The organism is Bradyrhizobium sp. WSM4873, assembly GCF_055811355.1.
Genome location: NZ_JBVVPS010000032.1, coordinates 24,947 through 49,886, shown reverse-complemented (window position 1 = coordinate 49,886; position 24,940 = coordinate 24,947). Strand labels below are relative to the sequence as shown.

25 protein-coding genes are annotated in these 24,940 nt (G+C 64.5%); 18 read left to right on the top strand and 7 right to left on the bottom strand.

The window, feature by feature from the left end:
* The first annotated feature begins 2 nt into the window (after positions 1-2).
* From AC0L21_RS30870 to AC0L21_RS30835, 8 genes are all read left to right on the top strand, one after another.
* Positions 3-2,087, top strand: a complete 2,085-nt coding sequence (locus AC0L21_RS30870) for a hydantoinase/oxoprolinase family protein (RefSeq protein WP_473265487.1) — start codon at positions 3-5, stop codon at positions 2,085-2,087.
* A gap of 2 nt (positions 2,088-2,089) precedes the next feature.
* A complete protein-coding gene (locus tag AC0L21_RS30865; protein WP_473265485.1) occupies positions 2,090-3,748 on the top strand; it encodes a hydantoinase B/oxoprolinase family protein in 1,659 nt (552 codons plus the stop codon).
* Positions 3,749-3,787: 39 nt separating this feature from the next.
* A complete protein-coding gene (locus tag AC0L21_RS30860; RefSeq protein ID WP_473265482.1) occupies positions 3,788-4,786 on the top strand; it encodes a TRAP transporter substrate-binding protein in 999 nt (332 codons plus the stop codon).
* Between the two features lie 9 nt (positions 4,787-4,795).
* A complete protein-coding gene (locus tag AC0L21_RS30855; protein WP_473265480.1) occupies positions 4,796-5,389 on the top strand; it encodes a TRAP transporter small permease subunit in 594 nt (197 codons plus the stop codon).
* Between the two features lie 31 nt (positions 5,390-5,420).
* Complete coding sequence (locus AC0L21_RS30850; RefSeq protein ID WP_473265478.1) at positions 5,421-6,725, top strand: TRAP transporter large permease; 1,305 nt, start codon at positions 5,421-5,423, stop codon at positions 6,723-6,725.
* A 357-nt stretch (positions 6,726-7,082) separates the two neighbouring features.
* The gene (locus tag AC0L21_RS30845) at positions 7,083-8,801 is read left to right on the top strand and encodes an outer membrane protein assembly factor BamB family protein (RefSeq protein WP_473265476.1); all 1,719 of its coding nucleotides are present in this window, start codon (positions 7,083-7,085) and stop codon (positions 8,799-8,801) included.
* A 62-nt stretch (positions 8,802-8,863) separates the two neighbouring features.
* Positions 8,864-9,256 carry a c-type cytochrome gene (locus tag AC0L21_RS30840; RefSeq protein ID WP_473265474.1) on the top strand — a complete coding sequence of 131 codons (393 nt, stop codon included), beginning with the start codon at positions 8,864-8,866 and terminating at the stop codon, positions 9,254-9,256.
* A 34-nt stretch (positions 9,257-9,290) separates the two neighbouring features.
* Positions 9,291-10,058 carry a substrate-binding periplasmic protein gene (locus AC0L21_RS30835; RefSeq protein WP_473265470.1) on the top strand — a complete coding sequence of 256 codons (768 nt, stop codon included), beginning with the start codon at positions 9,291-9,293 and terminating at the stop codon, positions 10,056-10,058.
* Between the two features lie 85 nt (positions 10,059-10,143).
* Here AC0L21_RS30835 and AC0L21_RS30830 read toward each other — a convergent pair whose 3' ends face one another.
* Positions 10,144-10,788: a glutathione binding-like protein gene (locus AC0L21_RS30830; RefSeq protein ID WP_473265468.1), complete on the bottom strand. Its 645-nt coding sequence runs from the start codon at positions 10,786-10,788 to the stop codon at positions 10,144-10,146.
* A gap of 116 nt (positions 10,789-10,904) precedes the next feature.
* Here AC0L21_RS30830 and AC0L21_RS30825 point away from each other — a divergent pair, with 116 nt between their 5' ends.
* On the top strand, positions 10,905-11,549 hold the full coding sequence (locus AC0L21_RS30825) for a TetR/AcrR family transcriptional regulator (RefSeq protein WP_473265466.1): 645 nt from the start codon (positions 10,905-10,907) through the stop codon (positions 11,547-11,549).
* Positions 11,550-11,712: 163 nt separating this feature from the next.
* Here AC0L21_RS30825 and AC0L21_RS30820 read toward each other — a convergent pair whose 3' ends face one another.
* Positions 11,713-13,680: a methyl-accepting chemotaxis protein gene (locus AC0L21_RS30820; protein ID WP_473265463.1), complete on the bottom strand. Its 1,968-nt coding sequence runs from the start codon at positions 13,678-13,680 to the stop codon at positions 11,713-11,715.
* Positions 13,681-13,798: 118 nt separating this feature from the next.
* On the bottom strand, positions 13,799-14,764 hold the full coding sequence (locus AC0L21_RS30815; RefSeq protein WP_473265461.1) for a 2-hydroxyacid dehydrogenase: 966 nt from the start codon (positions 14,762-14,764) through the stop codon (positions 13,799-13,801).
* 144 nt (positions 14,765-14,908) lie between these two features.
* On the opposite strand from AC0L21_RS30815, the gene AC0L21_RS30810 reads away from it, so the two are divergent.
* The 4 genes from AC0L21_RS30810 (at position 14,909) to AC0L21_RS30795 (ending at position 17,673) form a co-directional block, all read left to right on the top strand.
* Positions 14,909-15,277, top strand: a complete 369-nt coding sequence (locus AC0L21_RS30810) for a YciI family protein (protein WP_027570323.1) — start codon at positions 14,909-14,911, stop codon at positions 15,275-15,277.
* On the top strand, positions 15,274-16,590 hold the full coding sequence (locus tag AC0L21_RS30805) for an RNA polymerase sigma factor (protein WP_473265459.1): 1,317 nt from the start codon (positions 15,274-15,276) through the stop codon (positions 16,588-16,590). Before AC0L21_RS30810 ends, AC0L21_RS30805 begins: the two co-directional genes overlap by 4 nt.
* A 94-nt stretch (positions 16,591-16,684) precedes the next feature.
* Complete coding sequence (gene kdpF, locus AC0L21_RS30800) at positions 16,685-17,221, top strand: K(+)-transporting ATPase subunit F (RefSeq protein ID WP_473265458.1); 537 nt, start codon at positions 16,685-16,687, stop codon at positions 17,219-17,221.
* Between the two features lie 38 nt (positions 17,222-17,259).
* Entirely contained in the window at positions 17,260-17,673 is a 414-nt protein-coding gene (locus tag AC0L21_RS30795; protein ID WP_473265456.1) for a VOC family protein, read from the top strand.
* Positions 17,674-17,779: 106 nt separating this feature from the next.
* Here the strand turns inward: AC0L21_RS30795 and AC0L21_RS30790 are convergent, their stop codons facing one another.
* The 4 genes from AC0L21_RS30790 to AC0L21_RS30775 all read right to left on the bottom strand — a co-directional run bounded on the left by AC0L21_RS30790 (position 17,780) and on the right by AC0L21_RS30775 (position 21,661).
* Positions 17,780-18,133 (bottom strand): hypothetical protein, encoded by a 354-nt coding sequence (locus tag AC0L21_RS30790; protein WP_473265453.1) that lies wholly within the window; start codon positions 18,131-18,133, stop codon positions 17,780-17,782.
* A gap of 432 nt (positions 18,134-18,565) precedes the next feature.
* Positions 18,566-19,003: a hypothetical protein gene (locus AC0L21_RS30785; protein ID WP_473265451.1), complete on the bottom strand. Its 438-nt coding sequence runs from the start codon at positions 19,001-19,003 to the stop codon at positions 18,566-18,568.
* Positions 19,004-19,085: 82 nt separating this feature from the next.
* On the bottom strand, positions 19,086-19,874 hold the full coding sequence (locus tag AC0L21_RS30780) for an SDR family NAD(P)-dependent oxidoreductase (RefSeq protein WP_473265448.1): 789 nt from the start codon (positions 19,872-19,874) through the stop codon (positions 19,086-19,088).
* 122 nt (positions 19,875-19,996) lie between these two features.
* Complete coding sequence (locus AC0L21_RS30775; RefSeq protein ID WP_473265445.1) at positions 19,997-21,661, bottom strand: methyl-accepting chemotaxis protein; 1,665 nt, start codon at positions 21,659-21,661, stop codon at positions 19,997-19,999.
* Positions 21,662-21,978: 317 nt separating this feature from the next.
* On the opposite strand from AC0L21_RS30775, the gene AC0L21_RS30770 reads away from it, so the two are divergent.
* From AC0L21_RS30770 to AC0L21_RS30750, 5 genes are all read left to right on the top strand, one after another.
* Positions 21,979-22,341, top strand: coding sequence for a nuclear transport factor 2 family protein (locus AC0L21_RS30770; RefSeq protein WP_473265441.1), 363 nt, complete (start codon positions 21,979-21,981; stop codon positions 22,339-22,341).
* 161 nt (positions 22,342-22,502) lie between these two features.
* Positions 22,503-22,907: a YciI family protein gene (locus AC0L21_RS30765; RefSeq protein ID WP_027570332.1), complete on the top strand. Its 405-nt coding sequence runs from the start codon at positions 22,503-22,505 to the stop codon at positions 22,905-22,907.
* Positions 22,908-22,945: 38 nt separating this feature from the next.
* Complete coding sequence (locus AC0L21_RS30760) at positions 22,946-23,308, top strand: hypothetical protein (RefSeq protein WP_473265438.1); 363 nt, start codon at positions 22,946-22,948, stop codon at positions 23,306-23,308.
* Between the two features lie 94 nt (positions 23,309-23,402).
* Positions 23,403-24,143 carry a TetR/AcrR family transcriptional regulator gene (locus AC0L21_RS30755; protein WP_354102956.1) on the top strand — a complete coding sequence of 247 codons (741 nt, stop codon included), beginning with the start codon at positions 23,403-23,405 and terminating at the stop codon, positions 24,141-24,143.
* A 120-nt stretch (positions 24,144-24,263) separates the two neighbouring features.
* A complete protein-coding gene (locus tag AC0L21_RS30750; protein WP_007596323.1) occupies positions 24,264-24,749 on the top strand; it encodes a DUF2852 domain-containing protein in 486 nt (161 codons plus the stop codon).
* The last annotated feature ends 191 nt before the right edge of the window (positions 24,750-24,940 follow it).

Here is a 24,940-nt window from a genome sequence, read left to right as displayed (position 1 = left end):
GAATGCTTGAGGGAGCCGAGGTGCGGCTTGCCGTCGATATCGGTGGTACGTTCACCGACATCGTGCTGGACGTGGGGCAGGATCGCAAGACGCGCAAATTGCTGACGACGCCGCAGCGTCCCGAACAGGCGGTGCTCGATGGCATGCGGCTCATTCTCGCTGATGCGCGCGCCCACATCAGCGACATCGACGTCTTCATTCACGGCACGACGCTCGCGACCAATGCCATCATCGAGCGTCGCGGCGCCAGGACGGCGCTGATCGCGACCGACGGCTTTCGCGACGTGCTCGATATCGGAACCGAGAGCCGCTACGACCAGTATGACCTCAGCATCGACAAGCCGAAGCCGCTGGCACCGCGATCCCTGCGCTTCACCGTGCCCGAGCGTATCGACGCCCACGGTGCCGTCCGCCTCTCGCTGGACGAAGCGGCGGTGCGAGCGCTCGCGCCAAGATTGCGCGCGCTGAATGTCGAGAGCGTCGCGATCGCTTTCCTGCACTCCTACGCCAATCCCGAGCACGAGCGCCGCGCGGCCGCGATCATCAGCGAGGAGATGCCCGGTATTTCCGTGACCGTATCTTCCGCGGTGTGCCCGGAGATCCGCGAATATGAGCGGACATCGACGGCGGTGGCCAACGCCTATGTGCAACCGCTGATCGACGGTTATCTCGCCCGCATGTCCGACGCCTTGCAGGTCGAGCAGTACCGCGGCGCGATCTATCTCGTCACCTCCGGCGGCGGTGTCACCTCGATCGAGACGGCGCGGCGCTTTCCGGTGCGTCTCGTCGAATCCGGTCCTGCCGGCGGCGCCATTTTCGCGGCGCAGATCGCGGCGCGTCTCGGCGAGAGCAAGGTGCTGTCCTTCGACATGGGCGGCACAACGGCAAAGATCTGCCTGATTGAAAAATACCAGCCCGAGACCTCGCGCGTGTTCGAGGTCGATCGCGCAGCGCGCTTCCTGAAAGGTTCGGGTCTGCCGGTGCGGATTCCCGTGATCGAGATGGTCGAGATCGGCGCCGGCGGCGGCTCGATCGCCCATGTCGATGCGATGAAGCGCGTCACGGTCGGCCCCGAGAGTGCCTCGTCGGAGCCCGGGCCCGCCTGCTACGGCCGTGGCGGCCTGCGCCCGGCCGTGACGGATGCCGACGTTGCGCTCGGCATGATCGATCCCGACGATTTCGCGGGTGGAACGATCAAGCTCGACCCTGAGCTCTCGAAGCAGGCGCTGCTGCGCAGTGTCGGCGAGCCGCTGGGTCTGTCGGCCGAGACTGCAGCCTATGCCGTGCACGAGGTGGTCTGCGAGAACATGGCGAGTGCGGCGCGCGTGCATGCGGTCGAGCGCGGCGAGATTGTCGGTCAGCATACGCTGATCGCCTTCGGCGGCGCGGCACCGCTGCATGCAGCGCGCGTCGCCGAGAAGATCGGTGTCTCCCGCGTGATCGTCCCTTCCAATGCCGGGGTGGGCTCGGCTGTGGGCTTCCTTGCGGCTCCGATCGCCTACGAGCTGGTGCGCAGCCGTCATGTCAGGCTCGACGATTTCGACACCGAAGGTGTTTCCGACCTGCTCCAGGAAATGGTGACCGAAGCGCGCGCACTGGTCGAGACGGGTGCGGCCGGTGCGCCGGTGCGCGAGCGCCGCGCCGCCTTCATGCGCTATGTCGGCCAGGGCCATGAGATCTCGATCGAGTTGCCGAACCGCCGGCTGGCGACGGCCGATCTGGCCGGCCTGCGCCAGAAGTTCGAGGCGGATTATGCGGCGATGTTCGAGCGGTCGATCCCGGGTGCGGCGATCGAGGTGTTGAGCTGGTCGGTGCTGGCGACGACCGAGGCGCGCAATCCGGCTACGGTCGCGGCCGTTACGCGCAAGCCAGCCGGGAAGGCGACCGGCAGCCGCAAGTTCTTCGACGGCCGGGCGGGGGAGGTGATCGAAATCCCTCTCTACCGCCGCGAGGACATGGCGCCGGGCGCGACGATTGCAGGTCCCGCCGTGATCGCGGAGGACGAGACCTCGACGTTCGTCTCCAACAGTTTTGACGCGCATATCGACGGTGCCGGCAGCATCGTCATGGAACGGAAGGCGGCTTGATCATGAGCAAGGCAAGCGGCGCGAGCCTGATCGACCTTCAGATCATGTGGCACCGGCTGATCGCCGTGGTCGAGGAGCAGGCGCAGGTGCTGCTCCGCACCGCTTTCAGCCCGATCGTGCGCGAATGCGGCGACCTCTCGGCCGGCGTGTTCGACCTCAAGGGACGGATGCTGGCGCAGGCGGTGACCGGCACGCCCGGCCACGTCAATTCGATGGCGGAATCTGTCAAGCACTTCATCGCTCACTTTCCGATCGAGACGATGAAGGAGGGCGACGCCTACATCACCAACGATCCCTGGATGGGCACCGGCCATCTCAACGATTTCGTCGTCACTACGCCCTGTTTCAAGGGCGGCAGGCCGGTCGCGCTGTTTTCCTGCACCAGCCATCTCATGGACATCGGCGGCATCGGCTTCGGGCCCGACGCCACCGACGTGTTCATGGAGGGGCTCTACATCCCCATGCTGAAGCTGATCGACCAGGGCGTCGTCAACGAGACGCTGATGGCGATGATCCGCACCAACACGCGGCTGCCGATCGACACCGAGGGCGACACCTACTCGCTCGCCGGCTGCAACGACGTCGGCTGCGAGCGCCTGGTCGAGATGATGACCGAGTTCGGCATCGACTCGCTCGATGCGCTCGGCGACTACATTTGCGACCGCTCGCGCGAGGCCGTTCTGGCCGAGATCGCCAAGCTGCCGAAGGGCACCTGGCGCAACACCATGGTGGTCGACGGCTATGACGCGCCGGTGACGCTCGAGGCGACCCTGACGATCTCGGACGAAGGCATCCACGTCGATTTCGACGGCACCTCGGCCGCGTCGCGATTCGGCATCAACGTGCCGCTGTCCTACACCATCGCCTACACCGTGTTCGGTCTCGGCTGCGTCGTCGCCTCGCAGATCCCGAACAATGCCGGCTCGCTCTCGCCGCTGACGGTGTCGGCTCCCCCAGGCGCGATCCTCAATGCGCCGAAGCCGGCGCCGGTCGCCTCGCGTCACATCATCGGCCAGATGCTGCCCGACGTCGTGTTCGGCTGCCTGCGCCAGATCATTCCCGAGCGCGTGCCCGCGGAAGGCACATCGTGCCTGTGGAATCTCAACGTGCGCGGCCAGACCCACTCGGGCGCCGGCGGCAATTACGGATTCTCGATGGCGGTAACTTCTAATGGCGGCACCGGCGCGCGCTTCGCGAAGGACGGGCTGTCGGCGACCGCCTATCCCAGCGGCGTGCGCGGCACGCCGGTCGAGATCGCCGAGACGCAGACGCCGCTGATCTTCTGGCGCAAGGAGCTGCGTCCGGATTCCGGCGGGGCAGGGCGCACCCGCGGCGGCCTCGGCCAGATCATCGAGGTTGGCAGCGGGGTCGATGCGCCGTTCGACATCCTGGCCGCGTTCGACCGCATCGATCATCCGCCACGCGGCCGCGATGGCGGCAAGAACGGCGAGGCCGGCTATGTCGGCCTGAAGTCCGGCAAGAAGCTGCGTGGGAAAGGCTTTCAGCAGGTGCCGCCGGACGACCGGCTGGTGGTGCTGACACCAGGCGGCGCCGGCATAGGCGATCCCCGGGAGCGCGCGCCGACAGCCGTCAACGACGACATCGAAAGCGGCCTCGTGTCTGCCGACAACGCGGTTACAGTTTATGGGCATACGCGATGACGCCTCAGGCGTCGTGCGCGTAGCAAACGGAGGGGCTCAATGATCACGCGACGGACTTTTACCGCGGGCGCAGCGACGCTGATCGCGGCCGGCCACATCTCGACCCGTGTGCAAGCGGCGACGGTGAGCTGGGACATGTCGACGGTATGGCCTGACGGCAATTTCCACACCCAGAACGCGTTTGCCTTCGCCGACGAGGTGAAGAAGCAGAGCGGCGGCTCGGTCGCGATCACCGTGAAGGCCGGTGGCCAGCTCGGCTTCAAGGGCCCCGAACATCTGCGCGCCGTGCGCGACGGCCTGGTGCCGCTCGCCGACGTTCTCAACATCCAGCAGGTCGGCGACGAGCCCTTCATGGGCGTCGAAAGCATTCCCTTTCTCTGCGGCTCGATGGACGAATTGAAGGTGCTGCACAAATATGTGCGGCCCGAATACGAGAAGGTCGCCGCGCGCAACAACCAGAAGATCCTCTACATCGTGCCCTGGCCGACCCAATATCTGCACCTTAAGGTCAAGGTCGCCGATGTCGAAGGCTTGAAGAACATCAAGATCCGCGTGCCCGACAAGAACGCCGTCGAGATGCTGGCCGTGGTCGGCATGGCGCCGGTGATGATTCCGTGGGGTGAGACGATCCCGGCGCTGGCCTCGGGCGCGGTCTCCGGCGTCTCCACCTCGGCGGTGTCGGGCGTCGACGGAAAATTCTGGGAATTCCTGAAATACATCTACGCGACCAACCACGTCTGGTCGTCGCAGATGCTCACCGTCAACCTCGACTCCTGGAAGGCACTGAGCGCCGATCAGCAACAGCTCGTCGCAGGCATCGCCGCGAAGATGGAGCCGGGCTTCTGGGCGAACTCGCTCAAGGCGGACGTCGACAGTCTCAACCGGCTCAAGGAAGGCGGCATGGAGGTGGTGCCGGTCTCGGAGGCCATGATGACGGACATTCGCGCCAAGACCGCGCCGCAGCTCGACGCTTTCGTCAAGCGCGTGCCGGCGGCCGACAAGCCGGTGCGGGCCTATCTCGCCGAAATGAAGCGCTGAGGACGGACGGTGGTCAGCGTTTCGCCCGCAGCTCCGCAGAGTCTCAACGCAGCGGCGCCGGCGCCACTGCGCATCCTGCTCGACGGCATCGATCGTCTTGGCCGGCTGGACGGCTGGATCGGCGGCGGCTGCCTCTTGATGCTGACGCTGCTGATGCTGTGCGAGGTCGCAACGCGCTTCCTCTCGAACTTCCTGCCGTTCTTTCCGCCGACGATCTCGATCGCGTGGGAGTATTCCTCCTATCTGATGGCCGCGTCCTTCACCTTCGGCGCCGCCATGACCCTGCGCGTCGGCGGCCATATCCGTGTCGTGCTGCTGCTGAAGAACGTTCCGGCGCTCTTTCAGCGCGCGATCGAAATCCTGTCGGCCGCCGCGGGCTTCGCCTTCATGGCCTTCCTGACCTCGTCGATGGCGAAGTTCGCCTTCGGCGCCTATGTGCGCGGCCAGGTTTCGACCTCGAGCGACACCCCGCTGTGGTTTCCGCAGGCCGTCGTCACCTTCGGCATGCTGCTGCTGACGCTCCAGTTCCTGGCGCGCGCGATCCAGGCCGTGCTCGGCCTGCCGCTGGAGGATCACCGCATGAAGGCTTCGCCCGTCGAATGATCGCCTTGCTCGCAATCGGATTCACGACCGCATGACCATCGAAGTCGTCGCTCTCTTCGCGATCCTGTTTGCGCTTCTGGCATGCGGCGTATGGATCGGCCTGACGCTTGCGCTCACCGCGACGCTGCTGCTGGCGATGTTCCGCTCGATCCCGCTCGACAAGCTGCTGCCGCAATATGCCTGGAACATCCTGACCACGCAGGAACTGCTGGCGCTGCCGCTGTTCATCCTGATGGGCGAGCTACTGTTTCGCACCCGTCTGTCACGTTCGCTCTTCCAGGGGCTGGCGCCCTGGGCGGGGCTTCTGCCGGGTCGCCTTCTGCATGTGAACGTGATCGGCTGCACCATCTTCGCGGCGATCTCCGGCTCGTCGGCCGCGACGACGCAGGTGATCGGCCGCATGTCGCTGAACGAGCTCACACGCCGGGGCTATTCCCGGGACATCGCGATCGGCTCGCTCGCCGGCGCCGGCACGCTCGGCTTCCTGATTCCGCCGTCCAACATCATGATCATCTACGGTGTGCTCGGCGATGTCTCGATCCTGAAACTGTTCACGGCCGGGGTGCTGCCCGGACTACTGCTGGCCGCCACCTTCATGGGGTGGGTGATGCTGCACACGACCCTCAACCCGAGCATGGTGCCGGAGACGGAAGCCAAACTCTCGCAGGTGCCGTGGCGCGAACGTTTTGCGGCGCTGAAGGACCTCGCGCCGGCGCTGTTCCTGATCGCCTGCGTGCTCGGCTCCATGTATGGCGGGCTGGCGACGCCGTCGGAGGCCGCCGCGGTCGGCGTGCTCGGCGCGGCGCTGGTCGCCTGGGCGCAGGGCTCGATGTCGCAGCAGGTGATCCGCGACGTGCTGATCGGCTCGGTCGTGACCTGCTCGATGATCGCGCTGATCGTGCTCGGCGCCTCGATCCTGGGCAACGCCGCGGCCTTCCTGGGCATCCCGCAGGCCGTCGCCGCCTTCGTGAAGGGCTTGGGTCTATCGCCCTTCATGCTGATCGTGGTGCTGATTATCTTCTATCTGATCCTCGGTTGCTTCCTCGATGGCTTCTCGATGATCGTGATGACGCTGCCGATCGTGCTGCCGATCGTGAAGGGCGCAGGCTTCGACGAGATCTGGTTCGGCATCTTCCTCGTGCTCGCGGTCGAGATGGCCCAGATCACGCCGCCGGTCGGCTTCAATCTGTTCGTGATCCAGGGCCTGACTGACGACGGCCTCGGCTACATCGCGCGCGTCACGATGCCCTATCTGCTCATCATGGTCGGCTTCGTGCTGCTGCTGACGCTCTGGCCCGGCATCGTCACGATCCTCCCGCGCGTGCTGTACGGGTAAATCCTTCCTCGGGCCTTGGCGCTATCGCGTCCGCCCGCAGCAGTCTGAGACTGCGAGGCCAAACGAACCGGACAGCGCAACTGACGTTTGTGATCCGCGCCGCGCGTGAAATTCGCGCCGTGCGCGTGTTCCGTCTTTGCGCTCCTCGTCATCCGGCGTACGCTGCCGGAGCGAGGATAAGCACAACTGCAACCAATCCAGAGAACGTAGCACCTTTTGGCGATGTCCGCCGAGAGCGATCGAGAGCCGTTGGCGGCTCGTCTGCAATGGAGAAGAACCGACAGATAGCGGACTGCAACATCCCTCGCGGCGGCGTCTGTGAGACGCAAGTTAAACAACATAAAGCGGGAGGAACGGATGAAGAAGCGTTGGTGTAAGTCTGGCCTACCTCTTATTGCCGGCGCGACGCTGGTAGTGTCGTCGGCCTTGGCCCAGTCCGTGGATACTGCGCGGATCGAAAACGGCGGTCAGAACGATTGGCTGACCTACCACGGTTCATACAAATCCTATCACTACAGCCCGCTGGCGCAGATCAATGCAAACAATATCGGCAATCTGAACGTTGCCTGGACCCACATTCCAGGGCGCTCGACCCGCGGCCTGCAATCGATGCCGCTCGCGGCGGATGGCGTGCTCTATTACTCGGGTTCTTACAGCCGGGTTTTTGCGCTCAACGGCGCGACAGGCGAGGTGATCTGGTCCCATTTTCCAGAGCTGGACGAGGCCCTGATCTCCCGTCAGACCCATTCCCCCTACAATCGCGGCGTAGCGCTCGGCGAAGGCAAGGTTTTCGTCGGCACCATGGATGGCAGGGTTCTTGGCCTGGACATGAAGTCGGGGAAGGTCCTCTGGGAAACCAGGCTGATCGACTCGCAGAAGCTCACGGTCGGTTTCACCGGTGCACCGCTTTACGCGAAGGGCACGGTGATCATCGGAGCGCAAGGCGGTGAATGGCCGGGCCGCGGCCCGATCTTCGGCCTGGATGCCACCACCGGGAAGAAGAAGTGGGAGTTCTTGACCGTCGCCGGCACCGACGAGGCCATGAAGACGTGGGGAAACGATTCCTGGCGCACGGGCGGTGGCGGTGGCTGGATGCCGGGCACTTACGATTCCGAGACCAACACGATCCTGTGGGGCACCGCAAACCCGGCGCCGCTCTACGATTGGTCGGGCGCCGACTACAAGACGCAAGGCGCGCGTCCCGGCGACAATCTCTACACGAGTTCGGTGATCGGTCTCGACGTCGATACCGGCAGGCTGAAATTCCATCATCAGGAATTGCCGCACGATGCCTGGGACTTCGACAGCGCGGTCGGCGAGTTTGTGATGCTCGAACGTGACGGTCAGAAGTTCGTGGTTCACCCGAACAAGGGCGGTTTCGTCTTCGTCTATGACCGCAATCTCGCCGTGAAGAATGTCTGGCGGCTCGTTGAGAACATCAATTTCGTCAAGGATATCGATCCCAAGACCGGTGCCTTGATCGGCCGTCGCGACTTCAGCGCCGGGAAGGTCACCGAACCGCCGCTGTGCCCCTTCATCGGCGGCGGCGTCAGCTGGAACGCCGGCTCCTACAACCCGAAGACCGGCCTGTACTACAAGATCGGCCAGGAATGGTGCATGACGCTCGACGTCCAGAAGACGACGCCGGTCACAGCGCCTCAGGTCCAGCTCAACATCGGCGCCGATTTCAAGATGGTACCCCCTCCGGGCGGAGAGATTTATGGACATCTCGATGCGCGCGACCCCATCACCGGCGCCAAGAAGTGGGAGGTTCGCTATCCCGAGCCGCCGCTCGGAAGCGTGCTGTCGACTGCGGGCAATCTCGTATTCGTGCCGGACTCCCGCGGCATCCTTCATGCCTACGATGCCGAAACCGGGGCGGAGCTATGGAGTCACAACAACGGCACCGGCCACCAGGGCGGCATCGTCAGCTATTCCGTCAATGGCAAGCAGTACATTGCCGTGGCCGCCGGCTTTGGCGGCATGCTGGCGGACGAATACGCGCCAAACTTCGGCGGCGTCTACAAGAGCATGCCGCGTGATGACGGGGCACTCGTCGTCTTCAGCTTGAAATAGATCATCGCAGATTGCCGGGAAGCAGGCGCAAGCTTGCTTCCCGTGCATTGGAAGTTCCGGGCGTGCTTCAGGACATCGTGCTTCAGGATATGGAGCTGGATACCTTGAACTTGCATTTGAAGAAGATCGCCGCGCTCTTGTCGGCGGCGCTGGGCGCCTCGTCGCTGTATGCCGCACCGGTTCAGGCGCAGTCTGCCACTCCCGTACCCGACAACGGGACGTTCGACGTCGAGCAGTTATTCGCAGGGACTTGCGGCTTTTGTCACTCCGCTGGCGGCCGGGCCGCCGGCAAAGGACCGCAACTGATGAATTCGCCGCGCGACGACGAGTATCTGCACAGCCGCATCAAGAACGGCAAGTCTGGTGCGATGCCGGCATTCGGCGGGGCCTTCACCGACGCGCAGATCGACCAGATCGTCAAATATATCCGCGCCCTGAAGCCGCGCGAGGGCTGAATCGACCAGGCCGATGTCGACACGAGGACCCGGAATGAAGGCAGTTCTCCCGCTGGTGGTCGGCGCCGTGATCGGATTGCTGAATCCTGCGCAGGGGCGGACCCTGGACGCAATCCGCGCATCCGGTGTGCTCGGATTATGCGCCCATCCGAACTCGCTTCCGTTCGCAAGCAAGGCCGCCGATCCTCCCGGCTTTCAGATCGAATTGGGCGACGCGCTGGCACGCGAGCTCGGGGTGTCGCTGCGTCTCGACTGGATCATCACCCAGTACCAGATGCGGAGCGCCGGATGCGACATTGTTCTGGACGTCATCGCCGACCGCGAAGCGCAGGGTGAAACCCGCTTGAGAATCTCGAAACCGTATTATCGCACGGGGGTCGCGCTCGCCGTCCCCCCATCCAGCGCACTCGCCTCGTTCCAGAGCCTCAACGAGCATACCAAGGTTGGCGTGCAGGTCAGATCCGTCGCTGCCATGATCATCAGTCAACGGCACGTCCCGACCTCGACTTTCGGCTTCGAGAGCGACAGCCTCGATGCCTTGTCAAACCATGAGATCGATGCCGCTGCGGTCACACCCACTGCGGCGAGTTTTTTCAATCTGACGCATCCGGACAAGGCATTTCGTATCCTGGATCGCGACGAGTCCGTAACCGATCTCAACTGGAACGTCGCGGTCGGCATGGTCCGTCCGGATGATGCATTGCGCGACACCATCGATGGAGCGGTTGAACGGCTGCGAAACGACGGCACGATCGATCGGATATACGGCCGCTACGGGGTCGTACTGCAGACACCGAAATAGCCACGGGTTCCGGGCGCGGTCAGTCGCGCTGTTTAACCTGTCGTCCCGGCCGTATTGGCCGGAACGACGATCGTTTCGAATGCCGCTACGCCGCGGCCTTCTTCCGCGCCTGCTCGGCCTTGTACAGCTCGAACTCTTCCGCGATCGCCTTGGCGATCGACGGCCGTTGGCGCAGGCGTTCGTAATAGGCCTTCACGTTCGGCCATTTGGCGAGCTCGATGGGCGGGGTCGCCATGGTCCAGTTGATGACCGTGACGAGATAGGCGTCGGCGACGCTGAAATGGTCGAGCAGGAAGTCGCGCCCCTTCAGGTAATTGTCGAGATAGTCCAGCCGCGACAGGTTCTTCTCCAGCGCATAGGCTTTCGTCTCCTGCGGCGCCTTGCGGTCGAGCACCGGGATGAACAGGCCCTTGTGTAGCTCGGTGCCGATGAAGCAGAGCCATTGATGCAGCCGCGTGCGATCGATCCCCGCTGCGGCGCCGAGGCCCGATTGCGGGAAGCGGTCGGCGATATATTGCAGGATCGCGGCGTTCTCGGTCAGCACCACGCCCTCATCGGTCCGCAGTGTCGGCACCAGGCCGATCGGGTTCACGGTTCGGAAGTCAGTGCCGTCGCTCAGCACGGTCTTGGTCGGCGGATCGACTTCGAGATAATTGGCTTCGGCGCCGGCTTCGTACAGCGCCACGCGGCTCGCCATTGAACAGGCGAGCGGCGAGAAATAAAGATCCATCTTGAGCCTCCTTGGGCAATTCCTCGATGTGACTTTTGGAGTGTCGCTCAACCTGGCCAGATTGATTTTTGTACTGTCTTGCATATTATGGGAAGGGTCAAGGATTAAATTGCGAGATGGTACAAAAATCGAAGCCACCAACTGCTGCCAGTGAACCCAAGCGCCGGGGCCGTCCGCGCGCCTATGAACCCGAGGTCGCGCTTGGCAAGGCGCTCGACCTGTTCCGCACGCAGGGCTTCGCGGCGACCTCGCTCGACGATCTCAGCGAAGCCACCGGCATGAATCGCCCGAGCCTCTACGGTGCCTTCGGCGACAAGCGCGAGCTCTACATCAAGAGTTATCAGCGCTACCGCGAGGACGCGCGCGCATCGATGGTGGAGATCTTTCGCCAGGAGATGCCCGTGCGCCAGCGGCTGGAGCGTATCTTCGCCTCCGCGCTGAACATCTATCTCTCGGGCGAGACCGGCCCGCGCGGCTGCTTCACCGTGGTCACGGCGGCCTCCGAGGCGGTCGGCGATCCCGACATCCGGGCGATGGTGCTCGATGGCCTCAACGAGCTCGACAAGGCATTTGCGAGTTGCTTCCGCCGCGCCAAGGAGAAAGGCGAGTTGCCCGACAGCGCCGATCCCGCCGTGCTGGCGCAGCTCGCATCCGCAACCGTGCACTCAATTGCCATCCGCTCCCGCGCGCGTGTGTCGCGGAAGGAGCTCGAGGCGATCGTGAAGGGGGCGATCGACGTGATGGTGGGAGGAAAGAGCTAGGCGGTTGCGTGGCGCGAGCCAACGTCGTCCTGGCGAAAGCCAGGACCCATAGCCACCGAACTTGGTTTGGCGAAGATTCGGAGTTGCCGCCGTCGCGCCGCAGCTCCTTCCTGGGATAATGGGTCCTGGCTTTCGCCAGGACGACACTGAGTTTATAGCCCGCCTACGCCGCGCGAATATGCGCAAGGAAGCGATCCACCTCGTCGCGCAGCCGCTGCGATTGCTTTGATAGCTCGATCGCCGAGCCCAGCACCTCCTCCGCCGCTGTTCCCGTCGCGGCGATGCCGGCGGTGACGCCTGCGATGTTTTGCGAGACCTCGCCGGTGCGGGCGGCCGCCTGCTGGACGTTCTGCGCGATCTCCTGCGTCGCGGTGCCCTGCTGGCCGACGGCGGCGGCAATCGCGGCGGAGATCTCATCGACCTCCTGGATCGTGGCGCAGATCGACTGGATGCCGTCCACTGCGCCGGTGGTCTCGCCTTGGACCGCCGTCACCTGCGCGCCGATCTCCTCGGTCGCCTTGGCGGTCTGGGTTGCCAGCGCCTTCACCTCGGAGGCGACCACCGCAAAGCCGCGGCCGGCTTCGCCCGCGCGCGCCGCCTCGATCGTCGCGTTGAGTGCCAGCAGATTGGTTTGCTCGGCAATGCCGCTGATGAAGGAGACGACGTCGCCGATCTTTTGCGCGGCGTCGGCCAGACTCTGCACGCGCTCATTCGACCGTCGCCCGTCGCTGGCAGCTTTGCCGACCACCGCAGTCGCGTGCGCAAGGCGCCGGCTGATCTCTGTCATCGACGACGACAGCTCTTCCGCGGCGGCAGCAACCGTCTGCACATTCTCCGAGGCGAGCGCCGAGGCCGACGACACCGTGCCGGTCTGCTGCCGTGATCGCTCGACGATATCAGACATCGAGCGCGCCGTGTTCTCCATCTCGACCGCGGCCGAGGAGACCGTGGTGACGACGTCGCGGATGCTGGCTTCGAAATTGTCGGCGAGCGCGGCGAACGCGCGCCGTTTCTCCGCTTCGGATTGCGCCTTAGTGTCGGCCTGTTCGGTCTGGAGCCGGTTGAAGTTGACGGCGTTGTCGCGGAACACCGCGACCGCCTTGACCATCGCGCCGACCTCGTCATTCGCCTTGCTGACGGGAACCGCGACATCGAGGTGTCCGTCGGCCAGCTCGCGCATCACGCTCGTGATGGAGATGATCGGACGCGAGATGCTGCGGGCGATGAGATAGCCGACGATGGCGGCGAGCACGAGCCCGAGCGCGGCGATGCCGAATGCCAGCAGCCAGGCACGGTCGGCGGAGGCCACATAGTCGGCATTGTCCATCACCAGCTCGACCGCGCCGAGCGGCTTGCCGGAAAAATCCCTGATCGGTCCGAGCAGCGCGGCCACCGGCGTGGTGTCGAGCTTGGCCTGTCGGACCGTGAAGTCGCCGCCGGCGGCGCGGCCGTAATCGGCCGCATCGAAGAAGCTCTTGCCCTTCAGCGTGCCGCCGAACAGCTTGAAGCCGCCGCCGTCCGCGAGATGGAAGGCGATGTCGACATGGCGGTTGGTCTTGAAGTCGTCCAGGAAGGACTGGCCGAAGGTCAGGCCAAACTCCACTGAGCCGAGATGCTTGCCGCCTTGCGCGATAGGCACCACGCCGCGGATGCCGAGCCCGGCCAGGCCGCCCTCGAGGCCAACCACGACCTTGTGCTCCTGGTTGGCCATGATCACGGTTTTGCGGAAGCCCGAGAGGTCGTCGCCAAATTTGGCAGGCTGGTGCACGCGCAAAAACGAGGTCGCGGGCGCCACGTGGAACTGGAACTGTTCGACGCCGTACTCCGATTTGGTCGCGGCAAACACCGGCCCGAACAGGCTGACCAGGGTATTGCGATCCTGCTTGGCCATCGCGTCCTGCGTCGCCGGAATCGCGGCCACGACGGCGCTCATGGCGGCGGCGCGCTGGGATTCCTCGGCGATGCGCGACTGGAGCGCATCGTAGTGACTGCGAAGCTCGCGCTGGTCGGCCCGGTCGATGATGCCGGAAATGATCCACATCGCCCCGAGCACGGCGAACAGGGCGGTCGCCGCCGCGGTCACCGCCAGCGCAACCGTGATCCGCATCCTGAGGCCGAGGTTCGCCCGCATGTCCGACTCGTTCGTTGAGCGTTGATTAACAACGCCTATCAACTTCTCGCTAAGAGAGGGTGAACGGGATACCGGCCCGCGATCAGTGATTTTACGGGCCCGGGTGGCTCGTGAGGTCTCAATACCCCCGCGTCCGGTCCACCACGTTCTCCAGCACACCACCCGCCTCGAACCGCGCGATCTGCTCGGCGACATAGGCCGAGATCGCATCGGCGTCGGTGTCGGCAGCGTTGTGGGGCGTCAGCAACACCTTGGGATGGGTCCAGAACCGGCTGTCCTTCGGCTGCGGCTCCTGCACGAAGACGTCGAGCGAGGCGGCCCCCAGCGTGCCGTCGTCGAGGCAGGCCAGGATGTCAACTTCGTTCTGAAGGCCGCCGCGGCCGGCGTTGATCAGCACGGGCGCACCGAGCGGGCTCTTGCGGTTGAGCTTGGTGAAGACGTCGCGGTTGAGAATGCCGTGTGTATCAGGCGTCAGCGGCAACAGGCTGACGAGGATATCGGTCGTGCGCAGGAATGCGTCGATCTGCCCGGCGCCATGGAAACATTCGACACCTGCGATGGTACGCGGGCTGCGGCTCCAGCCGGCGACACGGAAACCAAGCCGCCGCAGCACATCGGCCGCATCAGCGCCGAGCGTGCCCAGTCCCATGACACCGACCGTGACGGCGCTCGCCGGCCATTGATATGTCGGCTCCCAGCGCTTCTCGCGCTGCGACTGGCGCAGATAAAGCTCCTGGCGGTGGTGCATCAGCACATGCAGCACGACATATTCGGTCATGCGGTTGGTGAGGTCGGGCACGGCGACGCGCACCAGCGGCACGTCGGGCAGGCTCTTGTCCGCCATCAGCGCATCGACGCCGGCGCCGAGATTGAAGATCGCCCGCAGATTGGGGAATGAACCGAGGTCGCCCGGCACCGGCTTCCACACCGCGGCATAGTGCACCTCGGCCGGATCGAGCCCGGCATCGGGCAGCAGCACGACGCGGCGGCCGCCGCAGACCGCGTCGAACCGGGCCTTCCAGCGGTCCGGCAGCCAGTTTTGCTGCGTGCTGTTGATCAGGACGGCCAGTGTGCCCACGGTCATTCGAAGTGCCTCTTTAGGTTCCGCTTTTGAAGGCCCTCCTTGGCACGATCTGCCGGATTTTTCTTGCAGTTTTTTTCCGCAGCCATGTCGGGGCAAGGCATACTGGATCGTCTTCAAAACAAGCGCTCAGAGAAGGTACTGCCCATGCTTTATGCGATCCTTTGCTATCACGACGAGGACTTCGTCGGCTCCTGGAGCAAGGACCAGGACGAGGCCGTGATGAAGAAGCTCGCCGTGGTGCAGGAAGGTCTCGCGAAGCAGGGCAGGCTCGGCCCGGTGGCGCGGCTGCTGCCGACCACTGCGGCAGCGACGCTGCGCAAGGAGGACCCGCCGCTGGTGCTGGACGGCCCCTACGCGGAGACCAAGGAGCAGTTGCTCGGCTTCTACATCGTCGATTGCAAGAACCTCGACGAGGCGCTCGACGTTGCGCGTGACCTCGGATCGGCCAATCCCGGCGGCGCCTATGAGGTGCGCCCCGTCGGCGTGTTCAGGCCCGGAGGAAATCTGACGTGAGCGAGGCCGATACCGCCTGGATCGAGACCGCGCTGACCTCGGCGCGCCCCCAGGCGGTCGGCGCGCTGCTGCGCTATTTCCGCGATCTCGACACCGCCGAGGAGGCATTCCAGAACGCCTGCCTGCGCGCGCTGAAGACCTGGCCGCAGAACGGACCGCCGCGCGATCCCGCGGCCTGGCTGATCATGGTCGGCCGCAACGTTGCGATCGACGAGGTGCGCCGCACCCGCAAGCAGCAGCCGCTGCCGGAGGACGACCAGGCGATCTCCGATCTCGACGACGCCGAGGGCGCGCTCGCCGAGCGGCTCGACGGCTCGCACTACCGCGACGACATTTTGCGGCTGATGTTCATCTGCTGCCATCCAGGGCTGCCGGCGACGCAGCAGATCGCGCTGGCGCTCCGTATCGTCTGCGGCCTGACGGTGAAGCAGATCGCGCGCGCCTTCCTGGTGTCGGAAGCGGCGATGGAGCAGCGCATCACGCGTGCCAAGGCCAAGGTCGCGGAGGCCGGGACGCCGTTTGAAACGCCGGGCGCGGTCGAACGCTCGGAGCGGCTCGCCGGTGTTGCCGCGATGATCTATCTGATCTTCAACGAGGGCTATTCGGCGAGCGGCGACACCGCCGAAATCAGAAAGCCACTGTGCGAGGAAGCGATCCGGCTGGCGCGGTTGCTGCTGCGGCTGTTCCAGAGCGAGCCGGAGATCATGGGGCTCACGGCGCTGATCTTGTTGCAGCATGCGCGCAGTGCCTCGCGCTTTGCCGCGGATGGCTCGCTGATCCTGCTGGACGACCAGGATCGTTCGTTGTGGAACGGCACCATGATCGCGGAAGGCCTCGCGCTGATCGACAAGGCGATACGCCATCGCCGCAGCGGGCCCTACCAGATCCAGGCCGCGATTGCCGCGCTGCATGCCCGCGCGTCCACGCCCGCGGAGACCGACTGGGCGCAGATCGACCTGCTCTATGGTGCGCTGGAGGTGGTTCAGCCCTCGCCGGTGGTGACGCTCAACCGCGCGGTCGCGGTTTCCAAGGTGCGCGGACCGCAAGCCGCGCTCGACCTGATCGAGCCGCTGGCGCCAAAGCTTGCCAACTACTTCCATTTCTATGGCGTGCGCGGCGCCTTCCTGATGCAGCTCGGCCGCAACGACGAAGCCCGCATCGCCTTCGACCGCGCCATCGCCCTCGCCAACACGTCCGCAGAAGCTGCTCACATCCGCATGCATCTCGATCGCCTGATCCGGGACAGTCAGGCCAAGGGCGCAAATGGCGGCGCCAGGCAAGACGCCAAGGTCGAAGGCGCCAAGGTGACGTAGGGAGCGCCTGCTTCAGGGCCAGCAAAATTTCCGCTTCGCCTTGTCGGGCCCGGTCCCCTCCCTTCGTCCTAGGAGCGTATCCAGGGAGCCATTCATGCTGAGAGCCATTGCCGTCATCGCCGTCGTGCTCGCTGTCGGACTCGCGGGTGTCCTCGTCTTCGCATTGACGAAGCCCGACACATTCCGCGTCGAGCGCAGCCTCGCCGTGAAGGCGCCCGCCGATGCGATCTATCCGCTGGTCGCGGATTTCCATCGCTGGACAGCCTGGTCCCCCTACGAGAGCCGCGATCCCGCGATGAAGCGCTCCTTCGGCGGAACTGCGCCGGGCAAGGGTGCGACCTATGCCTGGGACGGCAACAACAATGTCGGCGCCGGCCATATGGAGGTCCTCGAGGCGAGTGCGCCGTCGAAACTCCGCATCAAGCTCGATTTCGAGCGGCCTTTCGAAGGCCACAACACCGCCGAGTTCACCTTTGTGCCGCAAGGCGATGCCACACTTGTCACGTGGGCGATGTCCGGTCCGGCCCCGTTCCTGTCCAAGATCATGCAGGTGTTCATCAACATGGACAGCATGATCGGCAAGGATTTCGAGGCGGGCCTGGCCAGCCTGAAGAAGCTCACCGAGAAGTAGCGCCATCACCCCGAACGAAAGCAAAACGGAGAGAAACGATGCTCAATGCCTATCTGTTCTATCAGGACACCTGCGAAGCGGCGTTCGATTATTACGCCAGGGTCTTGGGCGGCAAGATCGATGCGATGATGCGCGCCTCGGATGCGCCGCCGGAAGTGCCCGCCACGCCTGGCCGCGAGAAGATCATCATGCATGCGCGGATGTCGCTGCCCGACGGCAGCGTGCTGATGGCCTCCGACGCACCAGGCGAGCATTTTCACAAGCCGCAGGGCTTCTCGATCTCGCTCACGGTCGCGGACCCGGCAGAGGGCGAACGCAAGTTCAACGCGCTCGCCGACGGCGGCAGCGTTACCATGCCCTTCAGCAAGACGTTCTGGGCCAAGGGTTTTGGCATGTGCGTCGACAAGTTCGGCATTCCCTGGATGGTGAACTGCCCGGCCGAGGGAATGTGACAGGCGCGATCACCTGACGCGCCAGGCGGCGATCCCCCCTCCCCGACGATGCGGAGAGGGGCGCGCATGAGACGTTGCGCCATGTGCCGATCGACCGCGCGCCCTCTCAGCGGATCGATCCGGTCGCGTCATTGCTCGGTGGTTGGGAGGAGGGAACGCAGCGCGGACAGATCACGAGCTTCGTCCCGAGCTGCCTGTCATTCTCCGCTTCGATTTCGTCATGGATTGCCCACCACGCAGCGGAGTACGGGCGCAAGGTGCCGAGGACTCTCTCCCGCTCCCGATTCGGATCACTCGCCGCGGGAGTTTGGGTCGCCACACGACGCTTGATGACGGAGGGACGGTTCGGATCCTGACCGATGCCGTCCCATGCGATCGGACGGCGTTCCTGCGCAGGCGCAACCACGCATCCCATGAGCGTTGCGCAAAAAGTGAGCAAGACGAAGCCGTGTCGCATCATGCCGGACCCTGGGTGTGTATGCGACGCGCGAAGTCCGCATGCCGAAGCTTGCGACGCACCGCTCAAATGGAACCTAAGGAAAACGCCTGGCCGACACGGCGGAATATGGATTTTGCTGTCGCACCACATTGCGAGAGCAGTGAGGCCGCTTCGTGAAATGATGCGGACCGCAGCGCACAACAACTGGCGCAATATTAGGCTGTGAACTCCGGGGCAGAATCGTTATTTATTTCGTCATAAATTCTAAAAACTGGGGCGGGCGGACTTGGAAGGGGAGCGACCGATGGCGGCGGCGCTGCAGATCAACTTTGCACTTTGGGGTATGCTCATCTGCGCGAGCATGGAATTGACCGAGTTGATCCAGAGTTTCTATTAGACCTCAAGAAGCATGTGACCGGCGCGATTTAGCGGGCGCTTGCGTTCGCCTGATCATCACCGGCAGCGCGGATAGATCGCGGCGAGGTCGCGTCCCTTCAGCAGAAGCAACCGCGACGAGAGGCCGCCGCGGCGGCTGATCCAGTCGCGCACCGGGCCGGGATAGGCCGCAAGCACCGCATCGGATGCTTCCGGCTCGGCGTAGAAGCGTCCGCGCCGATCGACCGAGCGCGCCGCATGAAAGCCGAGCACGGCGCGCTTGGTGACGCAAATCCGCTCTCCCGGCACGATGCTCAGCACCAGCGTGCAGGCGGACAGGCAGGGACCATCGATCACCACGCGCTCGCCGCTCTCGCGCACCTTCTCGAACAAATCGAGGAACGGCCCGACCTGTCCACCGGGCGACTGGATGATGCGGATTTCGGCCAGGGCAGGCGTGGCGGCGAACAGCGCGGATGCGAGCATCAAGGCCCTGAGGAAGGTGACGCGCCGCATGAAGCCTCCGCGAATTCGAGTCCGTAGGACAGGCCGACGAGAAAAGATTGGTGACGCTTCGCAAATCCAACCTGCGCCGTGCCTACCCGTTCCTCCGCTCGCCGCGCAGCGTCGGCAGGCCGATGCCCGCCGCATCGAAGCCGCCATCGACGGCCAAAATTTGTCCGGTGATGTAGCTCGATCGTTCCGAGCACAGGAAGTAGATGGCTTCGGCGAGTTCCTCTTCCAGGCCGTAGCGGTTGAGCGGGATGGCGTCGTGATAGTCGGCGCGGATCTCCCTGGTGTGCACCTGCTTCGCCATCGCGGTGTCAACAGGCCCCGGCGCGACCGCGTTGACGCGGATGCTGAGGGACGCGAGCTCGACCGCGAGCTGCTTGGTAAGGTGCGCGAGGCCCGCCTTGCTGGTGCCGTAGGCCGAGCGTAGCGTCGAGGCGCGCACCGCCGAGATCGAGGTGATGTTGACGATGGCGCCGCCATTGCCGTCGCGCATCAGCGGCACCGCCGCCTTGGTGCAGAGGAACGGGCCGGTGAGGTTGACCTCGAGCACGCGCCGCCAATCGGTCTCCGACGTCTCCATCAGCGGCGCGAACACGGCAATGCCGGCATTGTTGACGAGCGCGTCGAGCCGGCCAAACCGCCGTTCGACCGTCGTCATCGCGGCGGCAACCGCGGCGGCGTCCGAGACGTCGCAAGTCAACGCCAGCGTGGCCTCGTCCCGGCCGATCTCGGCGACCGCGCGGCCGAGCAGCTCGCCCTCGATGTCGAGCAACGCCACCCGCCAGCCCTCGTTCAAAAACTTCTTCGCGGTCGCAAGCCCGATGCCGCGCGCGGCTCCGGTGACGAGGGCGATTTTCTGCGGGGAGGCGGTCATAGCTTATCCGTGGTTCGGGAAATTGAGGCGGTCTCCCTACCACGAAAGCCGCGAGGAGGACGCGACAAAGTATCGCGCCTTTGGCTCTTCGAGGCTCTGCTTTTGCAGCCGCGCAAGGCGGCCTAAGCCAGCTCCGCCGTGGCGCGCTGCATGTTGGCCGACATGTCGGCCGTCACGATGCTCTGTTCCTCGACCGCGGCGGCGGTGGAGGCGATGAACTCGTTGACGCCGGCGATCGCGACCTTGATTGCGGTGAGCGAGCTTGCGACGTCGCCGGAGATGGTGTTCAGCGCGTCGATTTCGGATGTGATTGTGTCGGTCGCCTGCTTGGCCTGGTTGGCGAGGCTCTTCACCTCGGAGGCGACCACGGCGAAGCCGCGGCCGGCTTCGCCCGCGCGTGCCGATTCGATCGTGGCGTTGAGCGCGAGCAGGTTGATCTGGCCGGTGATGCCCGAGATCATCTCGACGATGCCGCTCATCGCCTGCGCCGCCGCGTTCAGCCGCTGCGCCTGGCCGTCGGCGGCCTCGACGCGGGTGGTCGCGACCTTCGAAGTCTCGCGCGACTTCGCCATGGTCGCGGAGATCTCGCGAATCGATGCACTCATCTCTTCGCTGCCGGCCGCGACCGCCTCGATCAAACCGCGCGCGTTGTCGGCCTTCTTGCGGCCGATCGCCTGCGCGGTGATGTCGGTGGCATATTTCACCACCTTGTAGGGTTTGCCGTTGAGGTCGAGGATCGGGTTATAGGACGCCTGGATCCAGATTTCGCGGCCGCCCTTGGCGATCCGCTTGTATTCGGCGGCCTGGTATTCACCGCGGTTGAGCGTCTCCCAGAACTGGCGGTAGGCCGCCGAATTCTTCTCGTTCGGCTCGACGAACATGGAGTGGTGCTGTCCCTTGATCTCGGCTAGCGAATACCCCATCGCGTTCAAAAAGTTCTCGTTGGCGGCGCGGATGGTGCCGTCCATGTTGAACTCGATCACCGCCTGCGATTTCTGGATCGCGGCGAGCTGCCCGTCATTGTCGGCCGCCTTCATCTTCTGCGCGGTGACGTCGGTCGCGAACTTCACCACCTTGAACGGCCTGCCGATCTCGTCGAGGATCGGGTTGTAGGTCGCCAGAATCCAGATTTCGCGTCCGCCCTTGCCGATCCGCTTGTATTCGGCGGCCTCGAACTGGCCGCGGTTCAGCCGCGCCCAGAAGTCGGCATAGGCCGAGCTCGCGCGATCTTCCGGCGTCACGAACATGCTGTGGTGCTTGCCCTGGATCTCGTCGAGCGAGTAGCCCATCGCGCCGAGGAAATTCTCGTTGGCGGTGACGATGGTGCCGTCCATGTTGAATTCGATCACGGCTTGGGCACGGCCGATCGCGGCGATTTTGCCCGCGTCCTCCATGGTCCTCATCTTGTAAGCCGTGATGTCGGTTGCGAACTTGATGAAGCTCACCACCTTGCCGTTCTCGTCGCGCAGCGGCGCGTACGACGCATGGACCCAGACTTCCTTGCCGTTTTTGCCGAAGCGCCTGTATTGCGTGGTCTGGAACTCGCCGCGGTTCAGGCTGGCCCAGAAGTCGCGATAACGGGCGCTTTCGCGTTCAGTCGCGCTGACGAAGATGCTGTGATGCTTGCCCTTGATCTCCGAGAGCGTATAGCCGCTCATCTTGAGGAGATTTTCGTTGGCATCGAGGATGGTGCCGTCGAGGCCGAATTCGATCACGGCCTGGGACCGGTCGAGCGCCTCGACCTCCGCGACCGCGTGCCTGACTTTCTTGCTTTGGAAGTTGAACACGTAAGCTCCGCCTAATGCTGAGGGGCGAATCAGCCGGATCGTCATACCGTTTCGCTCAAGCTAAAAAGTTGCATGGGCTTCTTTAGCAACTGTAAACTCCTGCACGAGGCGGCGCCCGTTCTGTCTTTCGTACGCCTCGGCCATGTTGCTCAGGTTGCAAGTATTCTCGACTCATATGCACGGCGGAGTTCATAGAACGCGCCGTATTTATACGGGCGACCGCGTGCATTATTTTTCGCGTGGTTGCTGCCGGACGTGATGTCGGCGCGGCTGCGCCTCAATCGTCTTCAAGACGATGCTGATCACGGAACCGTTCGATGACTGACCCCGAGCGCCTGATTCGAGACCTTTTCGCCGCCTATCTCGGCAACGACCCGCAACGGGTCGCCGACGCGTTGGCCGACGATTTCCGCTTCACCAGCCCGTTCGACGACGACCTCGACAAGGCGGCCTATTTCGAGCGTTGCTGGAGGGACACCGGCTGGATTGCGCGGCACGACATCGAGCGGATTTTCGTCCAAGGCGACCAGGCCTTCGTCACCTATCTCTGCTTGGCGACAGATGGCAGGAGCTTTCGCAACACCGAGTTCTTCACCTTCGCCGGCGGCAAGGTTCGCCGCATCGAGGTTTATTTCGGCGCTGCCCGGCAGGACGGTCGTTTCCTGCCGCAGGCGCGCTAGCGCCAGCCAATAATCTGCAGAATGATTTTCGTCACCTGTCGGTTCCGTCAAGGTTCCTTCGTCTTGGAGGTGAGGGCGGGCGGCCCGGGCCGTCGCTCCCGTCCATCCGGAGTGGCGCCTCGCGGCGCACCCCGAACGACAAAAGCACGCAAGGAATGCTCATGCGATTCATGATGCTGATGATCCCGCTCGGCTACGAGACCGCGGCGCCCGACGTTCAACTCGATCCCGAGCGGGTCGCTGCGATGATGCGCTACAACGAGGCGCTGAAAGACGCCGGCGTACTGATCACGCTCGACGGCCTGCACCCGCCCTCGATGGGCGCGCGCGTCTCGTTTGCGGCCGGCAAGCCCATCGTGACGGATGGTCCGTTCGCCGAGGCCAAGGAGGTCCTGGGCGGCTACTGGATGATCGAGGTTGCCTCGCGTGCCGAGGCGATCGCCTGGGCCAAGCGGTGTCCGGCCGCACCGAACGAAATCATCGAGATACGTCAGGTGCAGGAGATGAGCGACTTTCCGCCTGACGTGCAGGAGGCCGCCGCCGGTTTCGGCGACCTCAAGAAATAGCCGCAGCTTCGTCTATCCATCAGCAAAGGAGAGAACCGATGGGCACCGACACCTATCTCGCCGTTTTCCTCGGCAGCAAGACCAGCTCCAAATGGGCCGCTTGGAATGCGATGCCCGAGGCCGAGCGCAAGGCGAAGGAGCAGGAGGGCATGGCGGCCTGGAAGGGCTGGGTCGAAAAGCACCAGGGCGCGATCGAGGCTATGGGCGGCCCGCTCGGCAAGACCAAGAAGGTCGACGGCAAGGGCATGGCCGACATCGCCAACGAGATGGGCGCCTTCACCGTGGTGCGCGCGGCATCCCATGAAGCCGCGGCGAAGATGTTCGAGAACCACCCGCACTTCACGATCTTCCCCGGCGAACGCGTCGAGATCATGCCGGTGCTGCCGATCCCTGGCGGCTAGACTTCGGCGGCCGCCCCAGACCGGAAGAATACGGGTTAACCAAACCCGTCGCCGCTAGTGACCTTCCTGCCCAGCTCATGTAAAGGTCGTTCACATGAGCTGGCGCAAGGAGACGCGCCGCGCCGAGCGCGGCTATCACCACGGCAATCTGAAGGAAGCCCTCTTGCAGGCCGCCCTCGGACTGATCGCCGAGAAGGGCGCGGCCGGCTTCACCTTTGCCGATGCCGCGCGCATGGCTGGCGTCAGTGCCGCGGCACCGTACCGGCATTTTCGCGACCGTGAAGAACTGCTGTCCTCGATCGCGCAGCGTGGCTTCGAGCAGTTCGAAGCGCGCCTGACCGCGGCCTGGGACGACGGACGGCCCGACACCGTCACGGCGTTCGAGCGTGTCGGCAGGGCCTATCTCGCCTTCGCCCGCGAGGAGCCGGCGTTCTACAATGCGATGTTCGAATCGGGCGTGCCGGTGGATGCCAATCCGGCGCTACAGGCCGCTAGCGAGCGTGCTTTCAACGTCATTCGTGCCGCGGCGGAGCGGCTTGCCGCGCTGGCGCCGCCGGGCACGCCGCGGCCTCCGGCGATGATGATGGCGCTGCACATCTGGTCGATGGCGCATGGCGTGGCCTCGCTGTTCTCCCGCGGCGACGCCGCGCGTCGAAAGCTGCCGATGTCGCCGGACGAACTGCTCGAAGCCGAGGTGCTGATCTATCTGCGCGGTCTCGGCTTCCCGACCGATCGCCGTCCCCCGGCGAAAAGCGCCGAGCCGCCGCCGGTGCCACCGGAGGCATCCTCCGGTTCGGGCGTGCCGCCCGGTGGTCCCTGGGGCAAGCCGAAATAAAGTTACCCAAATAATTCCCCCGCCCTGTTGGGCGGTCGGCTTGACAAAATCGCGGGATGATCTACCTATGTAAATGTTATTTACATTCACAACGGCGCTGATGCCGTCATGGAGAGGGAAATGGCCTACACCGCTGATGTCAATCGATGGCGCGGCCCTTCGGACCAACACTACGAGCGCCCCCACATGCTCAACACGCCCTGGCATCCCGGCTGGATCGCCGTGACCATCCTCGGCTTCATCATCTGGTGGCCGATCGGACTTGCCCTTCTCTTTTTCACACTCGGGAGCAGAAGAATGTCGTGCTGGAGCAACCAGGATCGCTGGCAGAACAAGATGGAGCGGATGCAGTACAAGATGGACCGTATGCGCGGCCGCATGGAGCGCCACGGTTTCGGCTTTGGCTTCGGCCCGCCCTCGAGTGGCAACCGCGCCTTTGACGAGTACCGCACCGAGACATTGCAGCGGCTCGAGGAAGAGCAGGTCGAGTTCAAGAACTTCCTCGACCGTCTGCGTCACGCCAAGGACAAGGAAGAGTTCGACCAGTTCATGGCGCAACACAAGACGCGCCCGACCCCGCCGCCGACCGACCAGCAGCAAGGTTGATCTCAAGGTTGATCTCAAGGTTGATCTCGGGACTGACGCCTCTCAAAGCCGTCAGGCGCATGCCCCCAAAGTCCTGATGGCCCCGAGCCGCGGGGGGGGGGGGGCCCCCCCCCGGGGGGGGGGGGTGGGGGTGTGGGGGGGGGGGGGGGGGCCGGCGCGGGGGGGGGGGGGGGGGGTGGTGGGGGGGGGGT

Excerpts from the sequence above, each read along its gene's own strand:
- AC0L21_RS30870 (WP_473265487.1), top strand. The coding sequence starts at position 3 with ATGCTTGAGGGAGCCGAGGTGCGGCTTGCCGTCGATATCGGTGGTACG.
- AC0L21_RS30865 (WP_473265485.1), top strand. The coding sequence starts at position 2,090 with ATGAGCAAGGCAAGCGGCGCGAGCCTGATCGACCTTCAGATCATGTGG.
- AC0L21_RS30860 (WP_473265482.1), top strand. The coding sequence starts at position 3,788 with ATGATCACGCGACGGACTTTTACCGCGGGCGCAGCGACGCTGATCGCG.
- AC0L21_RS30850 (WP_473265478.1), top strand. The coding sequence starts at position 5,421 with ATGACCATCGAAGTCGTCGCTCTCTTCGCGATCCTGTTTGCGCTTCTG.
- AC0L21_RS30845 (WP_473265476.1), top strand. The coding sequence starts at position 7,083 with ATGAAGAAGCGTTGGTGTAAGTCTGGCCTACCTCTTATTGCCGGCGCG.
- AC0L21_RS30835 (WP_473265470.1), top strand. The coding sequence starts at position 9,291 with ATGAAGGCAGTTCTCCCGCTGGTGGTCGGCGCCGTGATCGGATTGCTG.
- AC0L21_RS30830 (WP_473265468.1), bottom strand. The coding sequence starts at position 10,788 with ATGGATCTTTATTTCTCGCCGCTCGCCTGTTCAATGGCGAGCCGCGTG.
- AC0L21_RS30825 (WP_473265466.1), top strand. The coding sequence starts at position 10,905 with ATGGTACAAAAATCGAAGCCACCAACTGCTGCCAGTGAACCCAAGCGC.
- AC0L21_RS30820 (WP_473265463.1), bottom strand. The coding sequence starts at position 13,680 with ATGCGGGCGAACCTCGGCCTCAGGATGCGGATCACGGTTGCGCTGGCG.
- AC0L21_RS30815 (WP_473265461.1), bottom strand. The coding sequence starts at position 14,764 with ATGACCGTGGGCACACTGGCCGTCCTGATCAACAGCACGCAGCAAAAC.
- AC0L21_RS30810 (WP_027570323.1), top strand. The coding sequence starts at position 14,909 with ATGCTTTATGCGATCCTTTGCTATCACGACGAGGACTTCGTCGGCTCC.
- kdpF (WP_473265458.1), top strand. The coding sequence starts at position 16,685 with ATGCTGAGAGCCATTGCCGTCATCGCCGTCGTGCTCGCTGTCGGACTC.
- AC0L21_RS30795 (WP_473265456.1), top strand. The coding sequence starts at position 17,260 with ATGCTCAATGCCTATCTGTTCTATCAGGACACCTGCGAAGCGGCGTTC.
- AC0L21_RS30790 (WP_473265453.1), bottom strand. The coding sequence starts at position 18,133 with ATGATGCGACACGGCTTCGTCTTGCTCACTTTTTGCGCAACGCTCATG.
- AC0L21_RS30785 (WP_473265451.1), bottom strand. The coding sequence starts at position 19,003 with ATGCGGCGCGTCACCTTCCTCAGGGCCTTGATGCTCGCATCCGCGCTG.
- AC0L21_RS30780 (WP_473265448.1), bottom strand. The coding sequence starts at position 19,874 with ATGACCGCCTCCCCGCAGAAAATCGCCCTCGTCACCGGAGCCGCGCGC.
- AC0L21_RS30770 (WP_473265441.1), top strand. The coding sequence starts at position 21,979 with ATGACTGACCCCGAGCGCCTGATTCGAGACCTTTTCGCCGCCTATCTC.
- AC0L21_RS30765 (WP_027570332.1), top strand. The coding sequence starts at position 22,503 with ATGCGATTCATGATGCTGATGATCCCGCTCGGCTACGAGACCGCGGCG.
- AC0L21_RS30760 (WP_473265438.1), top strand. The coding sequence starts at position 22,946 with ATGGGCACCGACACCTATCTCGCCGTTTTCCTCGGCAGCAAGACCAGC.
- AC0L21_RS30755 (WP_354102956.1), top strand. The coding sequence starts at position 23,403 with ATGAGCTGGCGCAAGGAGACGCGCCGCGCCGAGCGCGGCTATCACCAC.
- AC0L21_RS30750 (WP_007596323.1), top strand. The coding sequence starts at position 24,264 with ATGGCCTACACCGCTGATGTCAATCGATGGCGCGGCCCTTCGGACCAA.